Source organism: Pandoraea communis, assembly GCF_902459745.1.
Taxonomy (GTDB): domain Bacteria; phylum Pseudomonadota; class Gammaproteobacteria; order Burkholderiales; family Burkholderiaceae; genus Pandoraea; species Pandoraea communis.
The window spans coordinates 220,347-245,919 of sequence record NZ_CABPSJ010000002.1; the positions used below are offsets into that span (position 1 = coordinate 220,347).

General features: G+C 59.6%; 25 protein-coding genes. 17 read left to right on the forward strand and 8 right to left on the reverse strand.

Features of this window, described 5'->3' with window-relative positions:
* Positions 1-54: 54 nt before the first annotated feature.
* The 3 genes from PCO31110_RS07325 to PCO31110_RS07335 all read left to right on the forward strand — a co-directional run bounded on the left by PCO31110_RS07325 (position 55) and on the right by PCO31110_RS07335 (position 2,756).
* Complete coding sequence (locus tag PCO31110_RS07325) at positions 55-1,074, forward strand: hypothetical protein (protein WP_174979395.1); 1,020 nt, start codon at positions 55-57, stop codon at positions 1,072-1,074.
* A 258-nt stretch (positions 1,075-1,332) separates the two neighbouring features.
* The gene (locus PCO31110_RS07330; protein ID WP_150690029.1) at positions 1,333-1,863 is read left to right on the forward strand and encodes a GNAT family N-acetyltransferase; all 531 of its coding nucleotides are present in this window, start codon (positions 1,333-1,335) and stop codon (positions 1,861-1,863) included.
* A 101-nt stretch (positions 1,864-1,964) separates the two neighbouring features.
* Positions 1,965-2,756 carry a nucleotidyltransferase domain-containing protein gene (locus PCO31110_RS07335; protein ID WP_174979397.1) on the forward strand — a complete coding sequence of 264 codons (792 nt, stop codon included), beginning with the start codon at positions 1,965-1,967 and terminating at the stop codon, positions 2,754-2,756.
* Between the two features lie 109 nt (positions 2,757-2,865).
* Here the strand turns inward: PCO31110_RS07335 and PCO31110_RS07340 are convergent, their stop codons facing one another.
* The 3 genes from PCO31110_RS07340 to PCO31110_RS07350 all read right to left on the reverse strand — a co-directional run bounded on the left by PCO31110_RS07340 (position 2,866) and on the right by PCO31110_RS07350 (position 5,506).
* Complete coding sequence (locus tag PCO31110_RS07340; RefSeq protein ID WP_150690030.1) at positions 2,866-3,777, reverse strand: bifunctional GNAT family N-acetyltransferase/nucleoside diphosphate kinase regulator; 912 nt, start codon at positions 3,775-3,777, stop codon at positions 2,866-2,868.
* Between the two features lie 170 nt (positions 3,778-3,947).
* Positions 3,948-4,478: a GNAT family N-acetyltransferase gene (locus tag PCO31110_RS07345; RefSeq protein ID WP_150690031.1), complete on the reverse strand. Its 531-nt coding sequence runs from the start codon at positions 4,476-4,478 to the stop codon at positions 3,948-3,950.
* 14 nt (positions 4,479-4,492) lie between these two features.
* Entirely contained in the window at positions 4,493-5,506 is a 1,014-nt protein-coding gene (locus tag PCO31110_RS07350; protein ID WP_010808123.1) for a LysR family transcriptional regulator, read from the reverse strand.
* 240 nt (positions 5,507-5,746) lie between these two features.
* Between PCO31110_RS07350 and PCO31110_RS07355 the strand changes: the two genes are divergently transcribed.
* The 6 genes from PCO31110_RS07355 (at position 5,747) to PCO31110_RS07380 (ending at position 15,620) form a co-directional block, all read left to right on the forward strand.
* Complete coding sequence (locus PCO31110_RS07355) at positions 5,747-6,685, forward strand: alpha/beta hydrolase (protein WP_010808124.1); 939 nt, start codon at positions 5,747-5,749, stop codon at positions 6,683-6,685.
* A complete protein-coding gene (locus PCO31110_RS07360; RefSeq protein ID WP_246189769.1) occupies positions 6,682-8,031 on the forward strand; it encodes an efflux RND transporter periplasmic adaptor subunit in 1,350 nt (449 codons plus the stop codon). Before PCO31110_RS07355 ends, PCO31110_RS07360 begins: the two co-directional genes overlap by 4 nt.
* A 101-nt stretch (positions 8,032-8,132) precedes the next feature.
* A complete protein-coding gene (locus tag PCO31110_RS07365; RefSeq protein WP_150690032.1) occupies positions 8,133-11,318 on the forward strand; it encodes an efflux RND transporter permease subunit in 3,186 nt (1,061 codons plus the stop codon).
* A 12-nt stretch (positions 11,319-11,330) separates the two neighbouring features.
* Positions 11,331-12,890: an efflux transporter outer membrane subunit gene (locus tag PCO31110_RS07370; protein WP_150690033.1), complete on the forward strand. Its 1,560-nt coding sequence runs from the start codon at positions 11,331-11,333 to the stop codon at positions 12,888-12,890.
* A gap of 568 nt (positions 12,891-13,458) precedes the next feature.
* Entirely contained in the window at positions 13,459-14,580 is a 1,122-nt protein-coding gene (locus tag PCO31110_RS07375) for an HPP family protein (RefSeq protein ID WP_010808128.1), read from the forward strand.
* Positions 14,581-14,792: 212 nt separating this feature from the next.
* Positions 14,793-15,620, forward strand: a complete 828-nt coding sequence (locus tag PCO31110_RS07380) for a hypothetical protein (RefSeq protein ID WP_150690034.1) — start codon at positions 14,793-14,795, stop codon at positions 15,618-15,620.
* 35 nt (positions 15,621-15,655) lie between these two features.
* Here PCO31110_RS07380 and map read toward each other — a convergent pair whose 3' ends face one another.
* Entirely contained in the window at positions 15,656-16,486 is an 831-nt protein-coding gene (map, locus tag PCO31110_RS07385) for a type I methionyl aminopeptidase (RefSeq protein WP_010808130.1), read from the reverse strand.
* Positions 16,486-16,740, reverse strand: a complete 255-nt coding sequence (locus tag PCO31110_RS07390; RefSeq protein WP_010808131.1) for a ParD-like family protein — start codon at positions 16,738-16,740, stop codon at positions 16,486-16,488. The genes map and PCO31110_RS07390 overlap by 1 nt, the downstream gene beginning before the upstream one ends.
* 119 nt (positions 16,741-16,859) lie before the next feature.
* On the opposite strand from PCO31110_RS07390, the gene PCO31110_RS07395 reads away from it, so the two are divergent.
* From PCO31110_RS07395 to PCO31110_RS07425, 7 genes are all read left to right on the forward strand, one after another.
* Positions 16,860-17,483 carry a hypothetical protein gene (locus tag PCO31110_RS07395; protein ID WP_150690035.1) on the forward strand — a complete coding sequence of 208 codons (624 nt, stop codon included), beginning with the start codon at positions 16,860-16,862 and terminating at the stop codon, positions 17,481-17,483.
* A 247-nt stretch (positions 17,484-17,730) separates the two neighbouring features.
* Positions 17,731-18,051, forward strand: a complete 321-nt coding sequence (locus PCO31110_RS07400; protein ID WP_010808133.1) for a hypothetical protein — start codon at positions 17,731-17,733, stop codon at positions 18,049-18,051.
* 299 nt (positions 18,052-18,350) lie between these two features.
* Positions 18,351-18,563, forward strand: a complete 213-nt coding sequence (locus PCO31110_RS07405; RefSeq protein WP_010808134.1) for a cold-shock protein — start codon at positions 18,351-18,353, stop codon at positions 18,561-18,563.
* 80 nt (positions 18,564-18,643) lie between these two features.
* The gene (locus tag PCO31110_RS07410; protein ID WP_010808135.1) at positions 18,644-18,925 is read left to right on the forward strand and encodes a hypothetical protein; all 282 of its coding nucleotides are present in this window, start codon (positions 18,644-18,646) and stop codon (positions 18,923-18,925) included.
* A 271-nt stretch (positions 18,926-19,196) separates the two neighbouring features.
* On the forward strand, positions 19,197-19,394 hold the full coding sequence (locus PCO31110_RS07415; protein ID WP_010808136.1) for a hypothetical protein: 198 nt from the start codon (positions 19,197-19,199) through the stop codon (positions 19,392-19,394).
* Positions 19,395-20,245: 851 nt separating this feature from the next.
* Positions 20,246-20,782 (forward strand): hypothetical protein, encoded by a 537-nt coding sequence (locus tag PCO31110_RS07420; protein WP_010808137.1) that lies wholly within the window; start codon positions 20,246-20,248, stop codon positions 20,780-20,782.
* A 479-nt stretch (positions 20,783-21,261) separates the two neighbouring features.
* Positions 21,262-22,773, forward strand: coding sequence for a sensor domain-containing diguanylate cyclase (locus PCO31110_RS07425; RefSeq protein WP_246189770.1), 1,512 nt, complete (start codon positions 21,262-21,264; stop codon positions 22,771-22,773).
* A 184-nt stretch (positions 22,774-22,957) separates the two neighbouring features.
* On the opposite strand, the gene PCO31110_RS07435 is transcribed toward PCO31110_RS07425, so the two are convergent.
* Positions 22,958-23,380, reverse strand: coding sequence for a nuclear transport factor 2 family protein (locus PCO31110_RS07435; RefSeq protein WP_150690036.1), 423 nt, complete (start codon positions 23,378-23,380; stop codon positions 22,958-22,960).
* 117 nt (positions 23,381-23,497) lie between these two features.
* On the opposite strand from PCO31110_RS07435, the gene PCO31110_RS07440 reads away from it, so the two are divergent.
* Positions 23,498-23,893 carry a winged helix-turn-helix transcriptional regulator gene (locus PCO31110_RS07440; protein WP_150690037.1) on the forward strand — a complete coding sequence of 132 codons (396 nt, stop codon included), beginning with the start codon at positions 23,498-23,500 and terminating at the stop codon, positions 23,891-23,893.
* A 302-nt stretch (positions 23,894-24,195) separates the two neighbouring features.
* Here the strand turns inward: PCO31110_RS07440 and PCO31110_RS07445 are convergent, their stop codons facing one another.
* Both PCO31110_RS07445 and PCO31110_RS07450 read right to left on the reverse strand, forming a co-directional pair.
* On the reverse strand, positions 24,196-25,197 hold the full coding sequence (locus PCO31110_RS07445) for an NAD(P)H-quinone oxidoreductase (protein ID WP_150690038.1): 1,002 nt from the start codon (positions 25,195-25,197) through the stop codon (positions 24,196-24,198).
* The gene (locus PCO31110_RS07450; RefSeq protein ID WP_150690039.1) at positions 25,194-25,565 is read right to left on the reverse strand and encodes a carboxymuconolactone decarboxylase family protein; all 372 of its coding nucleotides are present in this window, start codon (positions 25,563-25,565) and stop codon (positions 25,194-25,196) included. Before PCO31110_RS07450 ends, PCO31110_RS07445 begins: the two co-directional genes overlap by 4 nt.
* Positions 25,566-25,573: the final 8 nt, after the last annotated feature.

A 25,573-nucleotide genomic window follows, 5' to 3' on the forward strand; every position in this document is an offset into this window, starting at 1 on the left:
GCTTACCCAATCATACCAACGCTATAAAACCGATATAATCGACAAAAAATAAATATGAAAGCAATAACGGAAGAGCATGAAATGGTTCACCCCGGCGAGTCAAAATCCGGAATTGTTATGCATAATTTCCTAATTCATTTAGACGAAACATTTAACCACCACAGTCACACCTTGTTTTTAGATTTTTTCAATAAAAATAAAAATATATCAAAGTGGATGATTTTCAGTGATTACGCACTTAACGACAAAAAAAAGCCCAACGATGCAATCACATTTTCCATCCTCCCTTACACCAAAAACTTTCTTGATATCGGCGACTTAGTTGACAAATTATCCTTCAAAGACATAAAAAATTTAAAAAAAGTAAATTCTGAATTTTTGCATTTTATTAACGAAAGCGAAATTTTGAATATATCCATACTAATGGATAAAAACATGAAATTAGATCCTTTTAACGAACGTGAGGCTCTAAAGACTTGCTACAAGACGGCTATCAATCAAGTCAATCAGTGGATAAAAAACGAAGGCGCAAATGAAAACTACATACGCCTACAAAAGGCCTACAAAACTCTACTTGACGAAGTATCAAAGCAGGGAAGCAACCTACGAAATATAAGGAATATTGAAATAGTATCCAATCTAATTGCATACGTAACATTTCAAGTTTGCAAATCAACGAAAATTGAAACTATTGGCTGGTTTTCTGATCGAGACAACATGTTAAACCACAAAATAGCAAAATTCTCTATGCCTGTAATCTTTGATTTGGCCAATAATTTATTCCACAATCTAATGTCGTCAAACGACAGCAATTACACGGAAAAATTCGTCTTTGGGCTACCCGAAAAAACAGGCAGTGTATGGTATGACTCTTTCAATCGAATACCTGATCTGATAGCTGCAACGCTAGCGGATTACGATTACAAAAAAAATATGAGCAGCCATGCTAAATTCATTCCGGTAATCGAGAGCATTCTTACCAACAGAAAAAAATGTTTGATATATAAAATCCATGCACTTGCCAATGGATTTCAGGCTGGATATTTGCCGTTCTTTCGTCCGGAAGAGGCTTGATAACAAGCAAATCAAACGGACTCGCTAACACGAACCGGTTACTTCAACGTCCGGACGTCCGCTTTTGCTGCGACGGCGGCAGGTCACGGAATAGCAATCGACCGGGCCGAATACTCTTCGGCAAACGTGCCCGCACGAGTGACCGCGTTGGGTTGTGGATTCAACCGTTTACGAATAGCTCTAGGTGGCCCGCAAGCGACGTTCGACAGAGACCGTTCGTCCACAATCCGAAGACACCGGTAGGCTATCGGGGGAAAAGTGCTGTTACGTCCGGATGAAATCCACATTGAGTCAGAACGGCTTTCGATTCTGCCATTCTCGATTGATGATGCTGACGACTCATTTCGCTGCATTACCCCTTCGCTTACCCGCTTCATATCATGGGAGCCACCGGCGAACAGAGAGACATTTGATCGCATCTGGCAAGGTTGGTTGTTAACGATCGCCGACGGGACGGACTTCACATTCGCAATCCGTCAAAAGGCTACCGGGAATTTCCTTGGGTTAGCCGGACTCCATGGTGTTACGAGTACCAGCGCGGAATTAGGAATCTGGATTCGAGAAGACTTCCACGCACAAGGCTTTGGCCGTGAAGCTGTTGCCCTTGTTGCGATGTGGGCAAGCTTGGCCCTTGGCAGCGAGAGCTTCACGTACCCGGTAGCTGAAGAAAACAACTCGAGCCGCCGTATCGCCGAATCTCTCGGTGGTGTCATCATAGAACGACGCGAGACACCGAAATTTATGTCCGTCATTTATCGAATACCTAAGCAATCGACACGCGGCGAGTAGCGAAATATGTTGTGCGACGGTGGCGAGCTTCACCCCAAAGCGTTCGTTCCCCTTCCCCACAGCTGGTACGGAGGCACACATCGGGACATTGGTTCGCGCAGATGGAAAATTCTAGAGACTCATATCCCGCATCGACGATCCCGGTGCTTGGCGACATGCCGATTCAACCGGAGTTTGCGCTTCTTGTCGCAGATGCATGCGAATCCATTGCGTCAGGGTTGGATGAACTGCTGGATGGTCTTTATCTCTACGGTAGCGTCGCACGTGGATGTGCTGTACCAGGCCGATCAGATCTTGATCTGACCCTCGTGCTAACGCGTCAGCCGTCGGCACAGGAAAGCCCGCGCATCGAGACACTGCGCCAAGGTCTGGAAGCGTGTCACTTTGAGGTAGCAAAAATTGACTTCGACATCGGGACACGTGCGGACGTACTGAATCCCGCCAATTTGTACAGCTGGGGTTATTGGCTGAAACATGAGTGTCGATGCGTTCACGGGAACGATCTTGCCCAAAGATTCGATACTTTTATCCCCTCACGAGCTATTGCAGAATCCGTGAACGGCGACTACTTCCAAGTGTTGAACGAACATGCTCATCGCATCGCCGGCGCCAGTCACCCTGACACAGAAAGTCGCCTCATGAAAGAAGCCGCAAGGAAGCTGATTCGCTCGACAAATATACTCAGGACCAGCTCGGATCCATTTTGGCCTCGCACGCTGGAAGAGCACGTCAGTCATTTCTCCGCGGGGTACCCGAAGATGGCCGACCAGCTGGAGTTTTTCCTGACGCAGGCAAGAGCACCGCAGACCTCAGCAACACTTTTCAACGTCAACCTGTCGCGCGTCATTGGCTGGATGCAGTGCGAACATCAGCGCCTATCGACGGCAACTTAGGGTCAAAAACGATCTATCGAACATCGCAGACTAGAAGGGGCTGCCTGACATTAGAATCAGGCGCTCGCTCAAGCGCCCAAACGCAATCTGTCGCTATCGCGTAGCGAATCTACAGGTGGAAATCGCCCGCGGCTTCCGGCTGGTAAAGCACTTTCTCGATCCGAATGCAGCGGGTCCGGTCCGGAATCCGCCAGTCGATGGCGTCGCCCTCCTTGTAGCCCAGAATCGCGGTGCCGACGCCGGAGAAAACGGACAGTTTCCGGGCGCTGCCGTCCGCGTCCTGCGGGTAGACCAGGTCCACTTCCACTTTCTCGTCGTCCAGATGCAGCACGGCCCTGGAGTTCATCGTGATCACATCCCGCGCCACCTGCCGAGCATCGACGACGATGGCTCGCTCGATCTCGTGCTCCAGTTCAACCACATCAGCGCCTTGCTCCAGCGCCACCAGATTCCTGAGCCGGTTCTGGTCGATTTCAGTGATGTAGATCTCAGAAGGGTCGCCCAAAGCGCCTTCGCGCAAGCGCTGCAGATAGCGCTCTGAAGTCATCGCATATAACTTCATCGTAGGGGTTTCACTGTCGAGCAGAAAGCCACAACGCAGGAAGGCCTTCAACGAGCGCGTGTTATCTATGTGGATCTTGGCGATGACCTTCTCGGCTCGCATGTCGAAGAAGGCGAACTTCATGCCTTCACGCAAGGCGCTGCCACCGAGCTTACGGCCCCAGTTGTCGCGGTTTCCGATGACCAGGACAATCTCGCAGTCCGCCCCCGTCTTGACGAGGCGCACGAAGCCCACCGGCTTGTCATGCCGGTCGTACGCCATGAAGAACCGGCCGCCTTGATTAAACAGATGGGTGAGGATCGGCAACTGGACCCGATCCACGACTTGTTCGATGAACCGGGAGACATGACGTGAATCGCTCAGATAGCGGATGACGCCCTCGTCTTCCAACCAATCCATCAAATTCAGCGCGTTTGCCCGAGTGATCTCCGGGCACAGAGAAATGAAAGGCTTGCTCATCTTCACCACACTTGATTGCAAGAATAAAAGCCTTTCATGGCTACGGCCATGACGGTTCTTTCGACAAAGCGTCCATTCTAAGACAGTCCGCGCGGGCCGAGACCTTCAACCTGACCAGATAAGGTTGCGCGAGCGTCTGGAACTCCAGCCTCTCGCGCAGGGCCACATCCTCAACGGCGCGGCATAACCCTCTGGCGCATTGCGCAGCGCCGCGCCTCGGGCAACCCGGCGGCCACCTCGTGCGCCAACACCTTCCTGAGCCGTTCGCTCAGATCTGGCGCGGCAATCGGCACGAAGCCCAGCCGGGTATAGAACGGCTCGTTCCAGGGCACGTCTCGAAACGTCGTCAGCGTGAGCGCCGCCAGTCCCGTGTGTGCCGCATGCTCGGACGCCGCAGCCATCAACGCGCGTCCCAGTCCGCGCGACTGCCAATCGCGATGCACGGACACTTCCCACACGTGCAATTCGTCGCCAAAGACCTCGGCTTCGAGAAACGCTACGGGCTTGTCATCTTGATCGACGGCCACCCAAGCCACGCCCTTCATGATCAATTCGCGATGCCGAGCCACCGGCATCCCCGCACCGTCCGCCAACCAAGCCAGTTCCGGTAGCAGACGAAACAATTCGCCCGCACTCCGGTCAACTCGCGGCAGTGCTGGCGCATCGTCTGGCGTGGCGACGCGAATGCGCACCTCCGCCATCGTTCCCATCCTCGTCAAACCACGACCTCTTGTGGCGCCATTTCGGTACCGTACGACGCCCAGCGGCCGTCGGCGTCGGTCGCGGCCACCGTCGGCTTGCACTGCCCGGCGGTCTCGTCCAGCCCTTGCAGCAGCGGGCAACGCTCAAAGAGTTCAGCGATGAAGTCTACAAATACGCGGACTTTAGGCGACAAATGACGATTATGCGGATACACCGCCGAAATCGGCATGGGCGGCGGTTTCCATTGATGCAGCACCTCGACCAGTTGGCCGGATTGCAGATACGGAAGCGCCATGAAGCGCGCCAGTTGCACCGTGCCGAAGCCCGCGAGCCCCAGTTGCAGATAGGCTTCGGCGTCATTGACGGCGATGGCCCCCTGCATGTTGATTTCAACTTCCTTGCCGTCCACGAGGAACTGCTCCTCGACGACGCGTCCCGTGCGGCTTGAGAAGTAATGCACCGCCGTGTGGCGTTGCAGGTCGTCGAGCGTATGCGGCATGCCCATGCGCTCCAGATACGCCGGTGACGCACACGTCAAGCTCTGGAACAAGCCCACGCGCCGCGCGACGAGGCTCGAATCCTGAAGTGTGCCAACGCGCAACACGCAATCGACCCCCTCCTGAATCAGATCGACCGGCTTATCGCCCATGCCGACCATGAGTTCGATTTCCGGATAGCGGTCGTGAAACTCGCACAACGACGGGAGCACCACAAGCTTGGCGAGCGAGCCCGGCATGTCGACGCGCAGCTTGCCGCGCACGCGTTGGCTGCTCTCGCGGAACGACGATTCCGTCTCCTCGATATCCGCGAGGATTCGCAGGCAGCGCTCGTAATAAGCCGCGCCATCGGGCGTCAGGTTAAGCCGGCGGGTCGTACGTTGCAGCAGCCGCGTGCCCAGATGTGCCTCAAGGTTTTGAATAATCGTGGTCACCGAGGTGCGCGGCAACCCGAGATTGTCGGCCGCGCGTGAAAAGCTGTTTGCCTCGACCACTCGCGTGAAGACCTGCATCGCTTGCAAGCGATCCATGATGTTTCCCCATTCAAAAGCGCTGTTGCACTGACCGATCCGGCATTGTGTGTCCCCGCCCCCATGCATATGCATATTGGTCGAAGTCATAAGCCAATGCCCATAAGGCCGCCATCGATTAGTCGAGCTGACCGAACAGTGTTGCCAAATTATAGGCGTTTATCCTAATGTCCGTGGCCTCTAGACTTCGCTCCATCGAATGTCATGAGAGGGGTATCGCTCGCGCGAACCCAAAGTCATATGTCAGCCAACGCCAAGTCGCATTCCGGACGATCGGGGCAAACGCACCGCACCGAAGACGGACTGCGCATCGAAGAGGTGAGCATCGCCGGCCATGTGGGTCCGGTAACGCTGCGCCTTTACCGGCCCACCGTCCCCGCCGCTGGCGCGGACCATGAGCATGCCGGCGAGCCCGGCGTGGTGGTGCCGCTCGAGGCGCATCTGCCCACGGTGCTGTACTTCCACGGCGGCGGCTTCTGCAAAGGTTCGCTCGACGACGGCGATGTCGCCGCGCGCTATCTGGCGTTGCACGTCCCCGCACTGGTCGTCTCGGTCGGCTATTCGCTCGCCCCGGAACACCCGTTCCCCGCCGCACCGGAAGACGCCTGGTGCGCCGCACTCTGGCTGCAACGCCACGCCCGCCGCTACGGCGCAAGCCCGCGCCGGTTGGCCGTAGTCGGTCACGATGCCGGGGGCAACATTGCTGCGGCGCTTACGATGATCTCGCGCGATCGCGGCGAAGTGGCCGTTTCCGCACAGGTGCTGCTCGCCCCGCTGCTCGACCCCAGCATGACGCGCCTGGCCGATGGCCGCACGCCCAGCGATATCGAAGCGAGCGAGTGTTCCAGATGCTATCGCGCCTACCTGCCGCATGCCACGCAGCGCTTGCACCCGTATGCCGCACCGCTCGAATCGCGCCGTCTCGCGGGCCTGCCGCCCACGTTGATCGCGTCTGCCGAACACGACCTGCTGCACGTCGAAGCCGAAAAGTACGCTGCCGAACTCATCGCGGCCGGCGTGCCGACACAGGTCACGCGCCATCGCAGCGCTTCCCACCACGGCCTGGCCGCTCTGCCCGCCGCGTTGCGGGAAGTGGCCGCGTTCCTGACACGCCGGCTGGCACCCCCGCCGCCGGCTCTACCCAGTGAGTCCATCCGATCCCGGAGCTTTCAACAATGACCACCCTCGCTCGCAAACCTGTACTCATTGCCGCCGCCGCCACGCTGGCGCTCCTGGCCATCGGCACGCTCACCGTCGTGCGCGTCGACGCCAGCACGCCCGCTGCCCAAGTCATGCCGACTGCGGAAGTGGATGTGGCCAACGTGATCTCGCGCACCGTGACCGACTGGCAGAGCTATTCCGGCCGGCTCGACGCAGTGGATCGCGTCGATATCAAGCCACTCGTGTCGGGCACCATCACCGCCGTGCATTTCAAAGATGGTCAACTCGTGAAGAAGGGTGACGCCCTCTTTACGATCGACCCGCGCCCGTATGCGGCCGAAGTCGACCGTGCGGCGGCGCAACTCGCGTCGGCGCAGGCCCGTGACGTCTTCACCAGCACCGACCTCGCACGCGCGCAGCGCCTGATCGCGGATAACGCCATCGCGAAGAAGGACTTCGACCAGAAGGAAAACGCCGCGCGCGAAGCCGTAGCCAACGTGAAGGCGGCGAAGGCGGCGCTGGAGACGGCGCGCATCAATCTGGGCTACACGCAGATCGTGGCGCCGGTCGCCGGTCGGGTATCGCGTGCAGAGATTACGGTCGGCAATACCGTGTCGGCCGGTGCGCAATCGCCCGCGCTGACCACGGTAGTGTCGGTCTCGCCGATCTACGCGGCGTTCGACGTCGACGAGCAGACCTATCTGCGTTATCTCTCGCGCGACACGGCCAAAACGAGCGGTGTGCCCGTCGATCTGGGCCTTGCCAACGAAACGGGCTACTCGCGCAAGGGCACCGTGTATTCCGTGGATAACCGCTTCGACACCACGTCGGGCACGATCCGCGTGCGTGCGCGCTTCGACAACACCGACGGCGCGCTCCTGCCGGGGTTGTACGCCCGCATTCGCGTGGGGGGCGGCGAACCCCATCCGGCACTGCTCGTGGACGAAGCCGCCATCGGCACCGACCAGAGCAAGAAGTTCGTGATGGTCGTCGACCCGCAAAACAAGGCGCAGTACCGCGAAGTTCAATTGGGCGAGCGTCATGGCGGTCTCGTAGAAATCGCCTCGGGTCTGAAGGATGGCGAGCGCATCGTCGTGAACGGTCTGCAACGCGTGCGTCCGGGCGACACGGTCTCGCCGAAGACCGTAAAAATGGCTGGCGACACCGGCGATACCCACGATGCGGGCGCCACCGCAGTCGCCGCAAGCGATACCGCCGATGCAGCGGGCAAAACCGCCAAGCCGGCCGCGAACAACGCCGACACCGCGCAGCAGACTTCGCAGACCCGCAGCAAGGATGGTGCCGCAACGCATTCGGCCGCAGCCCAGACGGGTGCGGTGACGAAGACGGCGTCGCGCTCTTAACGTTCTCAGTGTTCGTAACGCGCATACCGTTCATACCGTTCGTAAGTCGCGTGCAGGCACACGTATTCATTGCACGCTGAACGACACCCCAGACTTTCGTCATGAACATCTCAAAATTCTTTATCGACCGACCCATCTTTGCGGGGGTTCTTTCGGTCATCACGCTACTGGCCGGCTTGATCGCCGTGTTCCAGTTGCCGATCTCGGAGTACCCGGAAGTGGTCCCGCCGTCGGTCGTCGTGCATGCCCAGTACCCCGGCGCCAACCCGAAGGTGATCGCCGAGACGGTGGCTTCGCCGCTCGAAGAGCAGATCAACGGCGTGGAAAACATGCTGTACATGCAGTCGCAGGCCAACAGCGACGGCAACCTCACCACGACCGTGACCTTCCGTCTGGGCACCGATCCGGACAAGGCGCAGCAACTCGTGCAGAACCGTGTCTCGCAAGCGCTGCCGCGCCTGCCCGACGACGTGCAGCGCCTTGGCGTGACGACCATCAAGTCCTCGCCCACGCTCACGATGGTGGTGCACCTGATCTCGCCGAACGACCGTTACGACATGACCTACCTGCGCAACTACGCGCTCATCAACGTCAAGGATCGCCTCTCGCGGATCAAGGGCGTGGGTGAAGTGCAGTTGTGGGGAGCGGGCGACTACTCGATGCGCGTGTGGCTCGATCCGGCCAAGGTCGCCCAGCGCGGCCTGACCGCATCGGACGTGGTGAAAGCTATTCGCGAGCAGAACGTGCAGGTTGCCGCCGGTGTGATCGGCGCGACGCCGACCGGCCCGAATACGCCGCTGCAACTGAACGTGAATGCGCGCGGCCGATTGAACACGGAAGAAGAGTTCCGCGACATCATCCTGAAGACCTCGCCGGATGGCGCCGTCACGCATCTGAGCGACGTGGCCCGTGTGCAGCTCGACGCCTCGTCCTACAGCCTGCGCTCGTTGCTCGACAACAAGCCGGCCGTGGGCCTTGGTATCAATCAGGCTCCGGGGGCAAATTCGCTGCAAATCTCGGACGATGTCCGCGCGGCGATGGCCGATCTGCAAAAAGATATGCCGCCGGGTGTGGAGTACCGCATCGAGTACGACCCGACGCAATTTGTGCGCTCGTCGATCAGCGCCGTGGTGCACACACTGCTCGAGGCCATTGCGCTGGTGGTGTTGGTGGTGATCGTGTTCCTGCAAACGTGGCGTGCGTCGATCATTCCGCTGCTCGCCGTGCCGGTGTCGATCGTGGGGACGTTTGCCCTGCTGCTGGGCTTCGGCTACTCGATCAATGCGTTGTCGCTGTTCGGGATGGTGCTCGCCATCGGTATCGTGGTCGACGATGCGATCGTGGTCGTCGAAAACGTGGAACGTAACATCGCGGCCGGACTGTCGCCGAAGGAGGCGACGTATCAGGCGATGCGGGAAGTGAGCGGTCCGATTATCGCCATCGCCCTTACGCTGGTCGCCGTGTTCGTGCCGCTCGCTTTCATGTCGGGCCTGACGGGGCAGTTCTACAAGCAGTTCGCCATGACCATCGCCATCTCGACGGTGATCTCGGCATTCAACTCGCTCACGCTCTCGCCGGCCATGGCCGCCCTGTTGCTCAAGGACCATCACGCCAAGCCGGATTGGCTCACGCGCCAGATGAACCGTTATCTGGGTGGCTTCTTCGGCGCGTTCAACCGCGTGTTCCATCGCGGCTCGGAGAAATACGGGCACGGCGTGACCCGCGTGATTGGCCGCAAGGCCGTCATGATGGCGATCTTCGCCGTGTTGCTGGGCGTGACGGTATTGCTGGGCAAGGTCGTTCCGGGTGGCTTCGTGCCGGCGCAGGACAAGGAATATCTGATCGCATTTGCGCAGTTGCCCAATGGCGCGTCGCTCGACCGCACCGAGACCGTGATCCGCGACATGTCCGCGATCGCGCTCAAGACGCCTGGCGTGAAGAGCGCCATCGCCTTCCCCGGTCTGTCGGTCAACGGCTTCACCAACTCGTCGTCGGCAGGCATCGTGTTCGTCACGCTCAAGCCGTTTAGCGAGCGAAAGGACAAGTCGCTGTCGGCCGCTGCCATCGCGGCGAAACTCAATGGCGAATACTCGAAGAACAAGGACTCGTTCATCGCGGTGTTCCCGCCCCCGCCGGTGCTGGGTCTCGGTACGCTCGGCGGCTTCAAGCTGCAGGTCGAAGACCGCGGTGCACTCGGCTACGAAGCCTTGAACGACGCCACGCAGGCGTTCATCAAGAAGGCATCGCAGACGAAGGAACTGGGCCCGACGTTCTCGTCGTACCAGATCAACGTGCCGCAACTGAACGTGGATCTCGACCGCGTGAAGGCCAAGCAATTGGGCGTGCCGATCACCGACGTGTTCGACACCATGCAGATCTACCTCGGCTCGCTGTACGTGAACGACTTCAACAAGTTCGGTCGCGTGTATCAGGTTCGTGTGCAAGCCGACGCGCCGTTCCGTGCACACGCCAATGACATCGGCCTGCTCAAAACGCGCAATGGCAATGGCGACATGGTGCCGCTCTCGTCGCTGGTGAAAGTCTCGCCGACGTACGGTCCGGAAATGGTAGTGCGTTACAACGGCTACACCGCCGCCGACATCAACGGGGGCCCGGCCCCAGGTTACTCGTCGGGTCAGGCGCAAGCCGCTGTGGAACGCATTGCCGCAGAAACGCTGCCGCGCGGCGTGAAGTTCGAATGGACCGACCTGACGTATCAACAGATTCTCGCGGGCGATTCGGCGCTGTGGGTGTTCCCGATCTCCGTGCTGCTGGTGTTCCTGGTGCTGGCCGCGCAGTACGAAAGCCTAACGCTGCCGCTGGCCGTGATCATGATCGTGCCGATGAGCATCATGTCTGCGCTGTTCGGGGTTTGGCTCACGCGGGGCGATAACAACATCTTCACGCAGATCGGTTTGATGGTGCTGGTGGGGCTGTCGGCGAAGAACGCAATTCTGATCGTGGAATTCGCCCGGGAACTGGAAATGCAAGGCCGTACCGCAATCGCCGCCGCCATCGAGGCAAGCCGTCTGCGTCTGCGCCCGATTCTGATGACGTCCATCGCGTTCATCATGGGTGTGGTGCCGCTGGTGACGTCGAGCGGTGCCGGTTCGGAAATGCGTCATGCCATGGGCGTGGCCGTGTTCTTCGGCATGATCGGGGTGACCGGTTTCGGTCTGATCCTGACGCCGGTGTTCTACGTGCTGCTCCGCACGCTGGCAGGCAAGAAGCCGCTGCATAGTGCGCACGCGTCGACCATGCCCGCCAACGTCAAGGCCGAAGTCTGAAGGATGCCAATCATGCAATCGCAATGGATGAAACGCAGTCTGGGTGTCTCGGGCCTGCTCGCCACCCTGCTGGTGGTGGCGGGCTGCTCGATGGCCCCCACGTACGAAGTGCCGACGGTGACCGACAAAGGCACACCGACGGCCTTCAAGGAAGCCACACTCCCGGCCAGTGAAGCCGGGACCTGGAAGACCGCCGAGCCCTCCGAGGCCATGGCGCGCGGCGAATGGTGGAAGGTGTTCGGCGACGCCACGCTCGACCAGCTCGAAGCAGACGCGCTGTCCGCCAACCAGAACCTGAAGGCCGCCGCCGCCCGCGTGCAGCAAGCGCGCGGTGTGCAGCGTCAGGCCCGTGCCGCCCTTTTCCCGACGCTCGACGCCGGGTTCGGTCCCACGCGTCAGAAGGTCTCGCCGGCCTCGCAGCTTCAGCCGGACGGCACGAATATCGCGCCGTTCACCCTGTGGCGGGCGCAAGCGAGCGTCGGCTACGAAGTCGATCTGTTCGGGCGCGTGTCGGATAACGTCGCTGCCGCCCGTGCAGACGCCGAGCAAAGCGAAGCGCTGTACCACTCGGTGCAGCTCGCGCTGCAAGCCGACGTCGCGCAGAACTACTTCAACCTGCGCGAACTCGATGCCGAACAGGCGCTGTACACGCAGACGGTAACGCTGCGCGAAGAGGCCCTCAAGCTGGTGCAACGACGCTTTACCGAAGGCGATATCGGCGAGTTGGACGTGGCACGCGCCAAGGCCGAACTGGCCACGGCGCAATCCGACGCATTGGCCGTCGCCCGCCTGCGCGCAGCGTCTGAACACAGCCTGGCCATCCTGCTCGGCAAGACGCCGGCGGAATTCACGTTCGCGCCGTCGCCGCTCGTGCCTGTCGCGGTGCGCATTCCCGCAGGACTGCCGTCGGCGTTGCTCGAACGGCGTCCGGATATCGCAGCGGCCGAACGGGCGATGGCCGCCGCGAACGCGCGCATCGGCGTTGCGAAAGCGGCGTTCTTCCCGTCGCTCTCGCTGACCGGCTCGGGCGGTTTCGAGGCCGCCACCCTGGGCGACCTGTTCAACTGGTCGAGCCGTACGTTCTTGCTGGGTCCGGTGGTCGGCGGCCTGCTCTCGATGCCGATCTTCGACGGCGGTGCACGCAGCGGCAATCTGTCGCGTGCCCGTGCTCAGTACGAAGAGGACGTGGCGAACTACCGTCAACAGGTGCTCGTGGCGTTCCAGGAAGTCGAAGACAACCTGTCGAACCTGCGTCTGCTTGCGGCACAAACGCGCGCCCAGGATGACGCCGTGAAATCGTCGAACCGTGCCGCGCAACTTTCGCGCACGCAGTATCAGGAGGGCTCGATTGCTTACCTAGACGTCATCGATGCCGAGCGCACAGTGCTGCAGTCGCAACGCAGCGCCGTCCAGCTTGCGGGTGCGCAAGCCGTGTCGACCGTCAACCTGATCCGCGCCCTCGGCGGCGGCTGGGGGGGGGTGCCGGCGGCCAACGCGCCGGCGACGCCTGCTCCCGCTGCGGCGGCCGCGGCAGCCACGCCCGGCAGCAATGCCACCGTGGCCGCACGCTGATTGGCATCAACGTAACTCGATAGAACGTCGGCAAGACAGGCGTGACGCGCTCGAAGTACCGGGCCGTCACGCAGCATCGGACGCATCGAACCGGCGGCCGCACTCGTGTCCCCCAAGACGAGTGGCGCGCCGACCCGCCCCCGACGTGCGCCAAGCACGCCGCCGGTTTCGATGCACCCGGTCATCGGTTGGTAAGTACTGGAAAGGTTTCTTCCCTGCGTCCCTGCTCGCCCGGCGCATGCCTGAATTGGCATGGCCGGGCATTTTTTTATCGCCGAGATGGCAGGACGGACAGACGGTTCCCACTTTCACCAAACATCGCTCCCCCCCGTGCCCCCCTCGTTTGAAACCCGCCGGACTTTTCCTCAGCAAGTCCCGCGCCTTTGACGTCTCGTTTTCCTTGATTTGGTGCATCATTTCGCCGCAACCTGCGTGCCCTCGATGATTTCGCTGCGCCGCAGCATTAAAATCACGCCCTCCTGCCCCCCAATCCATCGATATACGATATATCATGCGCAAAATATCAAGACGTCGCCACCAATCGGTGCGGCCGATGGAGAGGGACGACATGGCAGTGACTCGACGGGACGTGAGGGATTGGCTGGCCGGTTTTCTGCCTGCCGTGGTGGCCGTACATTGGAAAGAACGACTTCGCGCGGGCGTCGGCGCACTGTGCGGCATCGCGCTGACCGGTGGCCTGACGCTCTGGATGCTCGGCCCGGCCACCTACGTCCCCTGGCTGGTGGCGCCGATGGGCGCCTCTGCCGTGCTGCTCTTCGGCGTACCTGCCAGTCCCCTCGCCCAGCCCTGGTCGATTCTCGGTGGCAATCTGGTGGCGGCCTTCGTCGGCGTGACGTGCGCGACGTTCATCCCATCGCCTGTCGTGGCAGCCGCCACGGCGGTCGGCGTCTCCATTGCGTTGATGTTTACGTTGCGCTGCGTGCATCCGCCGTCGGGCGCCGTCGCGCTGACCGCAGTGCTTGGCGGCCCGGCCGTTCACTCGCTCGGCTACGGCTTCGTGCTCGAGCCGATTGCGCTGCAGTCGGTGCTACTGCTAGGCGCCGCCATCGGATATCACGCCCTCACCGGTCATCGCTATCCCCATGCCGTTCGCGCACAAGCCCCCGCCCGACGGGTCAATGCCGCAGCCATTCCCGTCACGACTGCCGATGCGGAAAAAGCGCTCGCCCGTCACAGCGAAATGCTCGACATTTCCGCCGAAGATCTGGCCAGCCTGCTGCGCGATACGCAACGCGAAGCTTATGCGCGACGCGCCCGCGAGCTGACCTGCGCCGATGTCATGTCGGCACCGCTGGCGAAGGTTCGGGCCACTGACGAAGCGCCTGCGGCATGGCGTCTGTTGCAACGTCACGGACTCGAAGCCCTGCCGGTCGTTGACGGCGACGCACGCGTGATCGGGCTGGTAACGCGGCATGCCCTTCATACGCGTCGCGCGCAACGTCAGCGTTGGCCGCGATTCGGCGTCGCGATCGGTGCGGGACAACGCCCGGCAGTGCGCGATCTCATGCAGGGAAATCTGAAAACCGCCACGGCCAGCATGCCGCTCTCGGAACTGCTGCCGCTGCTCATGATGCAACGGCACGGCACACTGCCCGTGCTGGACGACGCGGCAAGACTCATCGGTGTGGTCACGCATGCCGAAGTCCTCCGCAAGGTCATGGCGGCCTGACGCGTCCCCGAAGCGCCGCCCGCGATACGCATTGCGCGTCGCGGGTATCCAATCCCGCCCCTTCTTCTGCCCCTCACATCCGGCGCTCCTGGCGACACCACGCCAGCGAGTGCATTTGTCAGTCCTGAGCCGATCTGCAAGAATGGCGGCGTCGTGACGCACTCACGCCTGACAGCTTCGATCAACGAAGCGATATTCGCTCAAGGGGAAACATGGAACCGATTACGTTCAAGCAGTGTTTCAAAGGAGCATGGCGCGACGGCTTCAACGCATTACGCAATCGTCCTTTGCTATGTCTGACAATTGCCATCGTCCTGCTCGTCACGTCGGCGCTTGGCGTCTCATTCAAGCAACTCGCGCTCACGGCGGCGCAAACCGGCGAACCCGCCGTCTTCCGGCTGCGCCTTGCGCTCATGTCATTCGGTGTGGTGCTCGTGAACATCGTGACGTTTTCCGTACTCGCCGTCCATGTGGTGCGTTACACAGTTCTCGGCCCCGACGCTGCGCGGCAAGCCCATTGGTATGGGCGCGATCTCTGGCGCTACCTCTGGACGTCGATCCAGATCTGCGTCAGCCTCGCCGTGGTGTGGTTCATTGCGGCTTTCTGCGTCGCATTCGCCTTGCGTGCGGCGGGACGCAGCGATTCCTATGCAGCGCTCAGCACGTTTTTCGTTCTGTTGATGTGCGCGTTAGGCTTCGTGCTGATTCGCGTGTCGCTGATCTTTCCGCAGATTGGTGCGGGACGCAGCAAGCGCTGGCGCGCGGCGTGGCAAGACTCTCGCGGGCACTTCTGGGTGATGTTCGGCACGACGCTCGGCACCATCCTGCCATTGATCATTGCCGGTGTGATCGTGACGATTCTGTTCGCGGTGGTTCTGCACTTCAGCCCGGCGGCCACGACCGTCGTGCTCGGCACGCTGATCCTGCAAACGGCGCTCTCCATCGCGTGGGTCGCGGTCGCCACCAGCGTTTCCGGCTGGCTGTACCACCGCTTCGCCGACCATCTGCTAACGCTCGACGACGCGCCGGACGATGTCTGAGGCGCGAACACCGCGCCCCAGTGCATCCTTCGAAATCAGGCGGCGTTGGCGGTGGCCGCGCTGCTTTCAAGCGTGCCGAAGCGGGCGTATTCACCCAGGCCGTCTGGCCATTGGGTGAGAACCTCGAAGCCCGTCTCGGTGACGGTCACCATGTGCTCCCACTGCGCCGACAACGAGCGGTCGCGGGTCACCACAGTCCAGCCGTCCGCCAGTTGCCTCGTATCCGGTTTGCCGACATTGACCATCGGCTCGATGGTGAAGATCATGCCCGGCCGCAGTGTGAGCCCCGTGCCCGGACGTCCGTAGTGCAACACTTGCGGATCGTCGTGGTACGTGGTGCCGATACCGTGCCCGCAATAGTCGCGCACGATGCTGAAGCCTTCCCGGTGTGCCACGGACTGAATCGCATAACCAACGTCACCGAGCGTTGCGCCGGGGCGCACCGCACGAATGCCCGCGAGCATCGCTTCGTAAGTCGTGTCGACCAGACGCTTGGCGAGAATACTTGGCTTGCCAGCGTAGTACATGCGGCTCGTGTCGCCGAACCAGCCATCCTTGATGAGACCAACGTCGATGTTCACGATATCGCCGTCATGCAGCTTCTTTTCACCGGGAATGCCGTGGCAGACAACGTGGTTTACCGATGCGCACACCGTCTTCGGATAGCCGTGATAGCCGATGTTCGCGGGGACCGCCTTCAGTTCGTTCACGATAAAGTCGTGGCAGAGGCGATCGAGTTCATCGGTCGTGACGCCCGGCTTGACGTGCTCGCTGAGCATCGCGAGCACCTGTGCAGCCATTTCACCTGCGCGACGCGACGAGGCGATTTCTTCTTTCGAGTGAATAACAACGTGTTCGCGCACCATTACGCCACCTTGTTGAATACGGTGACAGGAGCACCGGTTGCCGGGGGAGCGATGGCACCGGCCTCACCGGCCGATGCCGCATCGGATTCGATAAGCTTGCGGCAAATTTCGCCATAGCTCAGCGAGGGATTCAGTTCGGCGAGCATGCCGACACGCAGCCAATGCTCGGCTTGCGCGTTGATCGAGCGACTGAGCGCGCCACTGGTATTGCGCAGCGCCTCATGCATTTGCTCCGATATCTTGACGATACCCATGTTGCGGACCTTTATATATGAAATGACTACAAAACGTATATTATCAGACTCACGCGGACTTGTCTCGTCTAATCGTCATTGAGAGATAACCCGGATGTCATGGTGGCGCACAGGCAGTCATGCGCGAGACGGCAATTGTCGCCGGCACGCAACCGGGGGCGGTTCGATTATCATCATGCCGCTGGGCGCTGCACGACAGCCCCATAGCGGCGTTCGACTTGCTCAAGATTGTCGAACTCGAGGACAGCATGTTCCCCGGTCGCTATGCACCGTGGGTCTATCCCCCGACGTTCCAGTTACTGGTCTACCCACTCGCCCTGCTCCCTTACGCCCTGTCTTACGTAAGCTCTTGCGTCGTAGGCATCCCCCTCTGGATCAAGTGCTTCGAGGCGGCATCGTGGTTCAACGCGACTGTCACCGAAAACACCTCGGGCGGCGTCGTGCGGGCGATGCCATCGGTGTTCGCCACCGTCAGGCGCCTCGGGGGCAGCGGACCCGTGGCGTATGCCGTACATGCCGCCGTTGCCATCCCCGTCACGCTCGTGACGCTCCGGCTCTGGACCCGCAGCGCTCGCTTCGAAGTCAAGGCAGCGGCCGCGGTCATTGCTACGCTGATGATCCAGCCGTACATCCTTCATTACGATCTGGCGTGGCTGCTGTTGCCGATCGTCTATCTTTGCCACGACCGGGCAACTCGAGACGCATGGACGAACCGCGAACCTGCCATCGTCTGCCTCGCCTAGTGTCTTCCATTGCTATCGCTGCTGCCGTCATACTTCCCCGCGATATTGCAACCGGGCGTTCTCGTGCTGCCGGCCCTGTTCGTTGTCACGATCGCGCCCCCCGCATATCGCGGGCTTTTCGCCCGTCGGGCTCGATGGACACCTCTACTGAAATGTCGATCAATTCGGAAGTTACTGAAACGCGGGTATCGGCAAAGCTGCGATGATCGAAGTGGCCCCCGGAGCACTTCAAGCGCAGGAGATCTCGATGAACGATTCGCGCAATACCGACGACGCCCCAACGAACGACACTGACATGACACCAGGCAGGCAGGATGCGGCACTGGTCATTCCCCGGTCGCTCGCCCGCGAAGGACACGTCGTCTGGTTTTATCAGCAGAAGAAGTACCTGGGTTTCGAGTGGTGCGAGTCAAGCAAAGAAATACAAAAGCGCCACGTCGCAGATTCCGAAAACGCGATCTACTTCGATACGTATGCGCACGCGGTGGTGTCGTCGGATCGATTGATCACCCCGAGTCTCATCCTGTATTCGCCCGGCAAGGGAAAGCCGCCAATCGTGAAAGGATGATCATGAGTGGCAGCGCCTCGCGGTGACGACAAGCTGCGGGTGGAGGGGCATCGCGCCCCTTCGATGGCGAGTCATCGGGCAAACGAGACATTCGCTACGCGCGCCGAAAAGTATTGTTTTGTCGGTCAAATCCGCGTATAAGTAGCTGATCGAACATCAAGTCTGACTTTTATCGATCCAGCGTCGATCTCACCGATCTTTGCGAGACACTTCCGATCTCTGAATTTCTTGTTTGTCCGCCACTGGCGCTGCCCCATGCATTCCGCGATGGCTGCACGCCGGGAAAACCAGGAGTTCGCATGAGTACCGGAATTGTTAAGTGGTTCAACGATAGCAAAGGCTTTGGCTTCATCAAGCCGGATGACGGTGGCGACGATTTGTTCGCGCACTTTTCGGAAATTCAGCCGCAAGGACGCACTGAATTCCGAAGCCTTCAGGAAAATCAGCACGTCTCATTTGACGTCACGCGCGGCCCGAAGGGCTTGCAGGCTTCGAACATCAAGCCGACCTAATTAGTCCCCTTTGCGGGTTCCTTCATGTCACCGCCACTGCGTGCGTTGTGGCCGTGGGGGTTCGCACAGCCGGAGGCAGTATGGCCTACGTAATCCCGTTTTACAGGGGCTTCCGCCTAGAGACGTTCGTATTCCGCCATCAAGACGCTGACTCGGTCGAGCGAAAGCACGACCGGACGTTCGGAGTATCCGTTCGAATCTCCCGAACCACGCTGGAAGATCCGACGTCGTCCACTGATCCCAAAGTGTTTCGTCTGGAGAGTCTGCCGTTCGACTCCATTGGCGAAGCGCGACGTGCGGGAAATAACTACGCGCAGTCGCTGATTGACGACATCGTCCGCGACGGGCTTGTCGAATCCTGAGCAAACTCCGAGATCGCCATGGCCATCGCCCCGAACTGGTTTCTATACACCGGATACCTGCCGCCAGATAGCACCAGACTTTTCTCTGTCGCCGCCGTGGCGTATGCGATTGCATTGAGCCACAGGAGCCTTGCGACCAAACTGGCCCAGCATCGCCGAATCTCGAGATGGTTTTCCTTGTCCGGTAATGGCGAACGCAAATCGCCCAATTGAGAAGCACGCTTGTCAAAGAAGGCCCTAAGGGTCCATAGAACTTTTACAGGAGCATGTCATGCTCACCCTCTCGACGCAGGCCATCACCGTCGCACTTCAGCGCATCGCAGAAAAGAGCGCCAAACAGCCCTCCGATGCGGTTATCAATGCCCTTCTTGCTCGCGAACTGATCCACCGGGTCGGGAAGCATTTCGAGCCGACACAGTTTGGTCGCTCGTACTGCCGGAACGCCTATGCAGTGCGGCCGTCGTGGTGAGCTTTCAGCGGTCCACTTGAGACGGCTGTAAGACATGAATCCGCAGCTCGCCTGGCAGTCAAGGTGACGCGTTCCGAGCCGCACCCCAAGCGCGGCCCGGATGCGGATGAATGGCGGAAATCTCTCTGAACGCATCTGACGACGGGCGCCTATCTCGCGCTCGAAAGCGGGGGCATCGGCGTCTTCGATGCCCCTGTTGTCGTGGCAGCATCGACACCTTGTCTATAACGGGGATCACCATCTGAGCGATGGTTCTTCGACGGATAGATAGCCACCCCACCCACCATTACCGCCTTCTCGCCGCCATTCATCGCTGCCAATGCCGGATGCCGGCGCCCGTCACGTCAGTTTCGTCAGCAGTTCCCCTTCTTCGCCTGTCCCGGCGGGCAGAAACCATTGCCGGGGCCACCGCGCCCGCCATGGGGACCGTCATCAGGAACGTACACAGCACAGCTTGCGAGCAAGACCGTGCAGGCGAGGAACAGGAAAGTGAGTTTTCGCATGGGTGAGATCCTCAAAATGATCCGGACACGAAGCAACATCTTCGCGCCATCCGGCCGCCATTTTACCGATAGGCTGATCCGTCTGACCCATTGGCCCCTGGAGGACGAGAATGTCTGACCTCAATACCGTAACATTCGATGCGTAGAAGCCCCGACCGTCCGCGCAAGTTCCTCGGCCGAGGAGAATTGCCCACTAACGACCAACATTGCTGACTCGACTGTTTTCGAGCGGCGACAGTTTTCCCGAACACGGTCAGCGCGCATCCGAATTTGCGAATACCCCGGGAAACTTCGTTGTGCCAGCTTTACCTTCGTGATCGACAACCGAAGTACTCCTTGTGACTGCCGATGCAAACCAACTCGAAATCAACCAAATGGGGCGGTTTCGCCCGCTTACTGGCCGGATTGGCATTCGCGGCCGTCGGATTTCTGAGCACGTCACCCGACACGAGCGACGCCGTCAGACTTATCGGGATAAGCCTTTTTGGCCTTGCTGCCATCTATTTCGTTTTGCGACTCCTGCCCATACGAACGCGTGTAACGGAGAGCGCAGTGGCGGGCAATGGCGGTGCGGTCACAGTGACGCACGACGATGAGGCCATTTCGGTCACCTTCCCGGATGGGCACACCCGGTCGGTGAATTGGAATGTGTTGACAAAGATCGTGATCAGAACGACGGACGAGGGGCCTGCCGTTGACGATGTTTTCTGGGACCTTTACGTCGGTGACGACCTCGAGCTTACCTACCCTCAACACGCCGACAGTGACCGCAGGCTTCTTAACGCCATGCAGGAACGGCTTCGCGGTTTTGATAACGAGGTCGTGATCGAAGCAATGGGCTCCACCGGAAATGCGAACTTTACCGCTTGGGAACGTGTGGCGTGATCACACACGCTTCTATTCGAACGGACGTTCGAAGAAAACACCAGGTTACGAAACACCCGCCCAACGATTTCATCGGTGCGTTGCATAGACCGATTGAATCCACAGTCGCCAGCCGACCGCGGCGGTAGCGCGGCGTTGTTATGAGTAGAATATTGGGCAAATTTGAGTGGGGTTGAACTGACTTGACGTATTTTTCGTGCGTGATGCGGCGTAACGGACAAGCCTGTCGGTGCCGTTCTCCAGATATTCCCCCCAGCCCTAACCAAGGTAAACTGCCGCCGGAAAATTGCCCGCCAGATGGGCTCGGGGGGTCCATTTTTTTCGACCTCTGCCGTTAACCGTGTCATCGACTACCGACAAAACCCTGTCCATTCTTTACCGCTGCCCCCGCTTACCCCGCCCAGACGCTACCGCCGTGACGGCGGGACAACGTTGACAGGGTCGAGTGCAATCATCAGAACAGTACCGTGTCTCTTTCCATGACCATCGGAAAACTGGCCGTTCTCGCCGGCCGCCATCCTCTGATCGTCGGCATACTCGGTAGTCTGATGGCATTCTGCGTATTGGCGATCAGCCTGATCACGCTTCTTGCCTCCCGTGAGGCCGCCGTCGAACATGCCCATGAAACGTCCAGAAACGTCACGGCCGTGTTGGTCAGCAACATTGCCAGGACGATTGAAACGTCGAATAACTCGCTTCTCGCCGTCATTTCCGCGCTGGACAAGCCTGTGGTCCAAAGCATGGATCCTGAGTTGCGTCACGAATTGCTGTTCGACCGGACCGCTGCCCAATACGTCACCGGCATGGGAATCACAGACAATCAGGGTCGCGTGATCGACGGTTGCTGTTCCAGCACCCATATATGGGATTTCAGCGACCGGGACTATTTCACTGTTCATCGCCAGTCGGCGAATGTCGGGCTCTATGTGTCATCCGTCTACCAGGCGCGGTCGCGGGCGGGCGCACAGTCAGTTGCCATCTCGAGACGGATGAACAAGCCCGACGGGTCATTCGGTGGGATAGCGGTTGTCGCTATTGACGTCGACTATTTCAGACAACTTCTTGCAAAACTGGACGTGGGGCCAAACGGTGTCACGGCGATCGTACGCACGGACGGCACCCTGGTGACCAGAAATCCTCCGGGCAGCCAGACCGAGTTGATCAATCTGGGTAAGTCCGCAGTATTTCCGCGTATGGTGAATCAGGATTCCGGGTTTTATGCGGCTCGCTCGATCTTTGACGGCGTACTTCGCCTATATACATTCCAACGCGTTCCCGGCACGCCACTCATCGCCGTTGTCGCGCCGGCGGAAAGCGAAGTGTTGGCCTCATGGAAACAGTTGTCATGGATAGTCGGGATCTCGGCATCGTTCGTTAGCCTGGCATTCTGTGCTGCGGTCTGGTTGCTTGCGTTTGCACTGCGGGACCATGTAAAGACGCAGGTGCGGCTTACGGAGCTGACGCAAACCGACGCGCTAACAGGGCTCAAGAACCGTCGTGCCCTCGACGAGATACTCGAAAACGAATGGGCCAGACTTCAGCGCCACGATGGTTGCCTGTCGTTGCTGTTCGTCGATGCGGATCACTTCAAAAAATACAATGACACTCACGGCCATGCGCGGGGCGACTTTGCATTGCAGCATCTCGCGACGTGTATCAATCGTCACACGCGCCGTCGAGGCGATATCGCGGCCCGATACGGCGGGGAAGAATTTGTTGTGGTGTTACCCGACACGGACGAAGCGGGCGCAGCTCAGATTGCCGAAGCAATACGTTTCGAAGTGGAACATGGGCGACCGACTGTGACCACTGCGGCAATTCCGCCCTTCACGGTCAGTGTCGGATGCGCGACCGGTCGACGCTCACATCCCATGTCGCTGGATGAATTGACAAATGCAGCCGATCGGGCGCTGTACGCGGCCAAGAGGAGCGGAAGGAACGCTGTCGTCTGTTCAGGTGATATTGGCGCACCGGCTCAGCCCCAGAGTTGATTTACACGCCTTGGTGTGGCGGTCGCGGCAGACGCTGGGCGGCCAAAATCGCGGCGTATGAGCTTTGCCGACGGATAGCGTTCGATGAGCCGTGCTGCGAGCGTATCGGCGACCGCTCGGCTCATCGAGTCCTCCCCTCTCGTGCTCGCCTCAATCATTAGGATTTGCTTCAACTTCTTCGCTTCTATCTCTTCCCGGTCATTGCGTTCCAGGCTGCATGGGAGTCCATGTAGTCTCTCCAGTGCGTGATCTTTCGGTTTTTGATCTCGATGATCGAGCAGAACCGATTGTTGTATTTCACGCCAGTCGCGAGAATGGTGCCATGAACCTCGTATTCGATGACGCAGCCGGAGTCTGTCTTGTGGGTAATCAACTGATCGGCAGACTGAAGCGAGATGTTGTCGACGTAGCCTCTGAACGCAGCCATCAGGTCGTTTCGTCCTTTGATGACGCGCGGCCACCCCAGATCGTAAAGAACTTCGTAAATGACGTCGTCGTCAACGATGTCGAAAAAGTGCTCTCCGTCGACAAGCTCGCCGAGTGCTCCTCGAACCAGATTGAAATATGGGGCAGCGGCGCTATAGACCGCATATTTCGATTTCGGCATGCCGGACTCCTTGCTCTATTTGATATGTTGCTTACAGAATGAGAGCCGAATATAGATCGGAAGCTAGCATCAAGGAAGAAGGCACTTTAGCTTCAGTTACTAACATTGAGGTAAGTTATGAAGCAGTCGACCAAAGTCAGCCAACTGGACCCTGCCGCGATCTGTAGAAGCACCGACCCGATGGCGGTTCGAGAACTGCTAACGAAAATTGGCGACAAATGGACGATCTTCGTCGTGCTTTCGCTCGATCTTCTTGGGGGGCGCGCTCGATTCTCCGTACTTGAACGTGCGGTTCCGGGGATTTCGCAAAGGATGCTCTCTTCGACCCTGAAGAATCTCGAACGTGACGGTTTGGTAATTCGCGAGCTGTTTCCTGAGGTGCCGCCCCGCGTCGAGTATGAGATGACGGATCTCGGAAAGAGCCTACTGGCCCCGACGCAAGGACTGGTTGATTGGGCCAAGGGCAACTGGGAGCAAGTCAGGGATGCACAACGGAAATACGACATGAGGTAGCGTTTGACACCGGAGCAGCCGAGTCTCGTCGTATTCACGTCGGCTATCTCCTTTCCGACCGGCGTCAGGTCGTCTAGCGTCGGGAGTGCCGGCGCCGATGCCGAAGCCGGGGATGCCCACAGACGCACCCGCAACCGACGGATGTTGCGATTTCAAACATCTGGAAGTGAGTCGACTGCGGCCGTCCATCTCCGCAAGCACTCTCACTTCCCGGCAATGCTCGATGCGTGACCTCTGCCCATACAACGTGCGGGGCGCATATTTTTTTCCCGCGAGTATCGAATCGACAGCGGCCACGTGCATCACCCCAAGTCCCCTGCCCCCATGGTCAGGATGATTTTTCCAATATTTGCGGCGGACTCCATGCGCCGATGCGCATCCCCAGCCCGCGCGAGCGAGAAAGTGCTGTCCACGACCGGCTCCAAACGGGCTCCACCGTCGAAGCGTTCGAGCCAATGCTCGCGAAAACGTCGTACCATCGCGTGTTTGTCGTTTTGTGGGCGCGACTTCATCACCGTTCCCTTGATCTGCAAATGGCGATAAAGGATCTGCTCCAGATCGACGCCCACCTGACCGCCGCCGCCAAGAATGCCGACCTGAACCAACCGTCCGCCATTAGCAAGCGTCGCCACATTACGCGCGAAATATGGTGCGCCCACGAAGTCAATCACGACGTCAACGCCTCGGCCGTTCGTAGTCTTCTTTATGACTTCGGCGAAATCTTCAGTGCGGTAGTCAATGACCACGTCGGCGCCGAGTTGTACGACGCGTTCAAGCTTGCTGCCTTCTGCCGTAGCGAAGATTTTGGCACCCGACGCGTAGGCCAGTTGCACCGCGGCCGAACCGACGCCGCCCGCCGCTGCATGAATCAGTACCGAATCGCCGCGCTGCAGCCCACCCAGATGCAGCATTGCCTCGTGCGCCGTAACGAACACTTCAGGAATCGCGGCTGCACGCACATAGTCGAGCGAGGCGGGAATCGGCATGGCCATGCGCCAGTCGATTCGCGCTATCTCTGCATACGCGCCGCCGCCCACCACGCCCATCACGCGGTCACCCACTTTGTAGCCCTGTACTGCGCTGCCGGTTTCAATGACTTCGCCCGCTATTTCAAGACCCATGATAGTTGAGTCTCCGAAGTTGGGCCGGCCGTAGCCGCCTGTGCGGTGAGTGAGGTCGGCGCGGTTCACGCCAGCGGCGTGCACCCGCACCAGCAAATCGTCGGGGCGCACTTCGGGCACTGGCACGTCGGCAAGCTGGAGCACGTCCGCTTCGCCGAATTCCTTGAATGTGATGGCTTTCATGCTGATGTTTCCTGTGTAGTGTGAGGTGTGTCGGAGCCGCTTGGGTGCTGCGCCGCAAGCGTGTCTTGCGCTAAGGCAGATGCCGAGATCGCTGCCGGAAACCCCGCGTAGAACGCGAGGTGCGTGATGGCAGCGGACAGTTCTTCATGTGTAACGCCATTATTTACAGCGCGGCGCAGATGCGCGGGCAGTTCGTCGAGATAGCCGCCCGTGATCAGCGCGGCGACCGTCACGAGGCTGCGGTCTCGCAGCGACAGAGCCGGGTCGCTCCAGATCTGCGGGTAGAGCGTGGTATCGACGAACTCTGCGAGTTTGGGCGTGAAAGCGCGCGCCGCTTCGCGAGGTTTGGTGAAATTTTCATGGGACATGACGACTC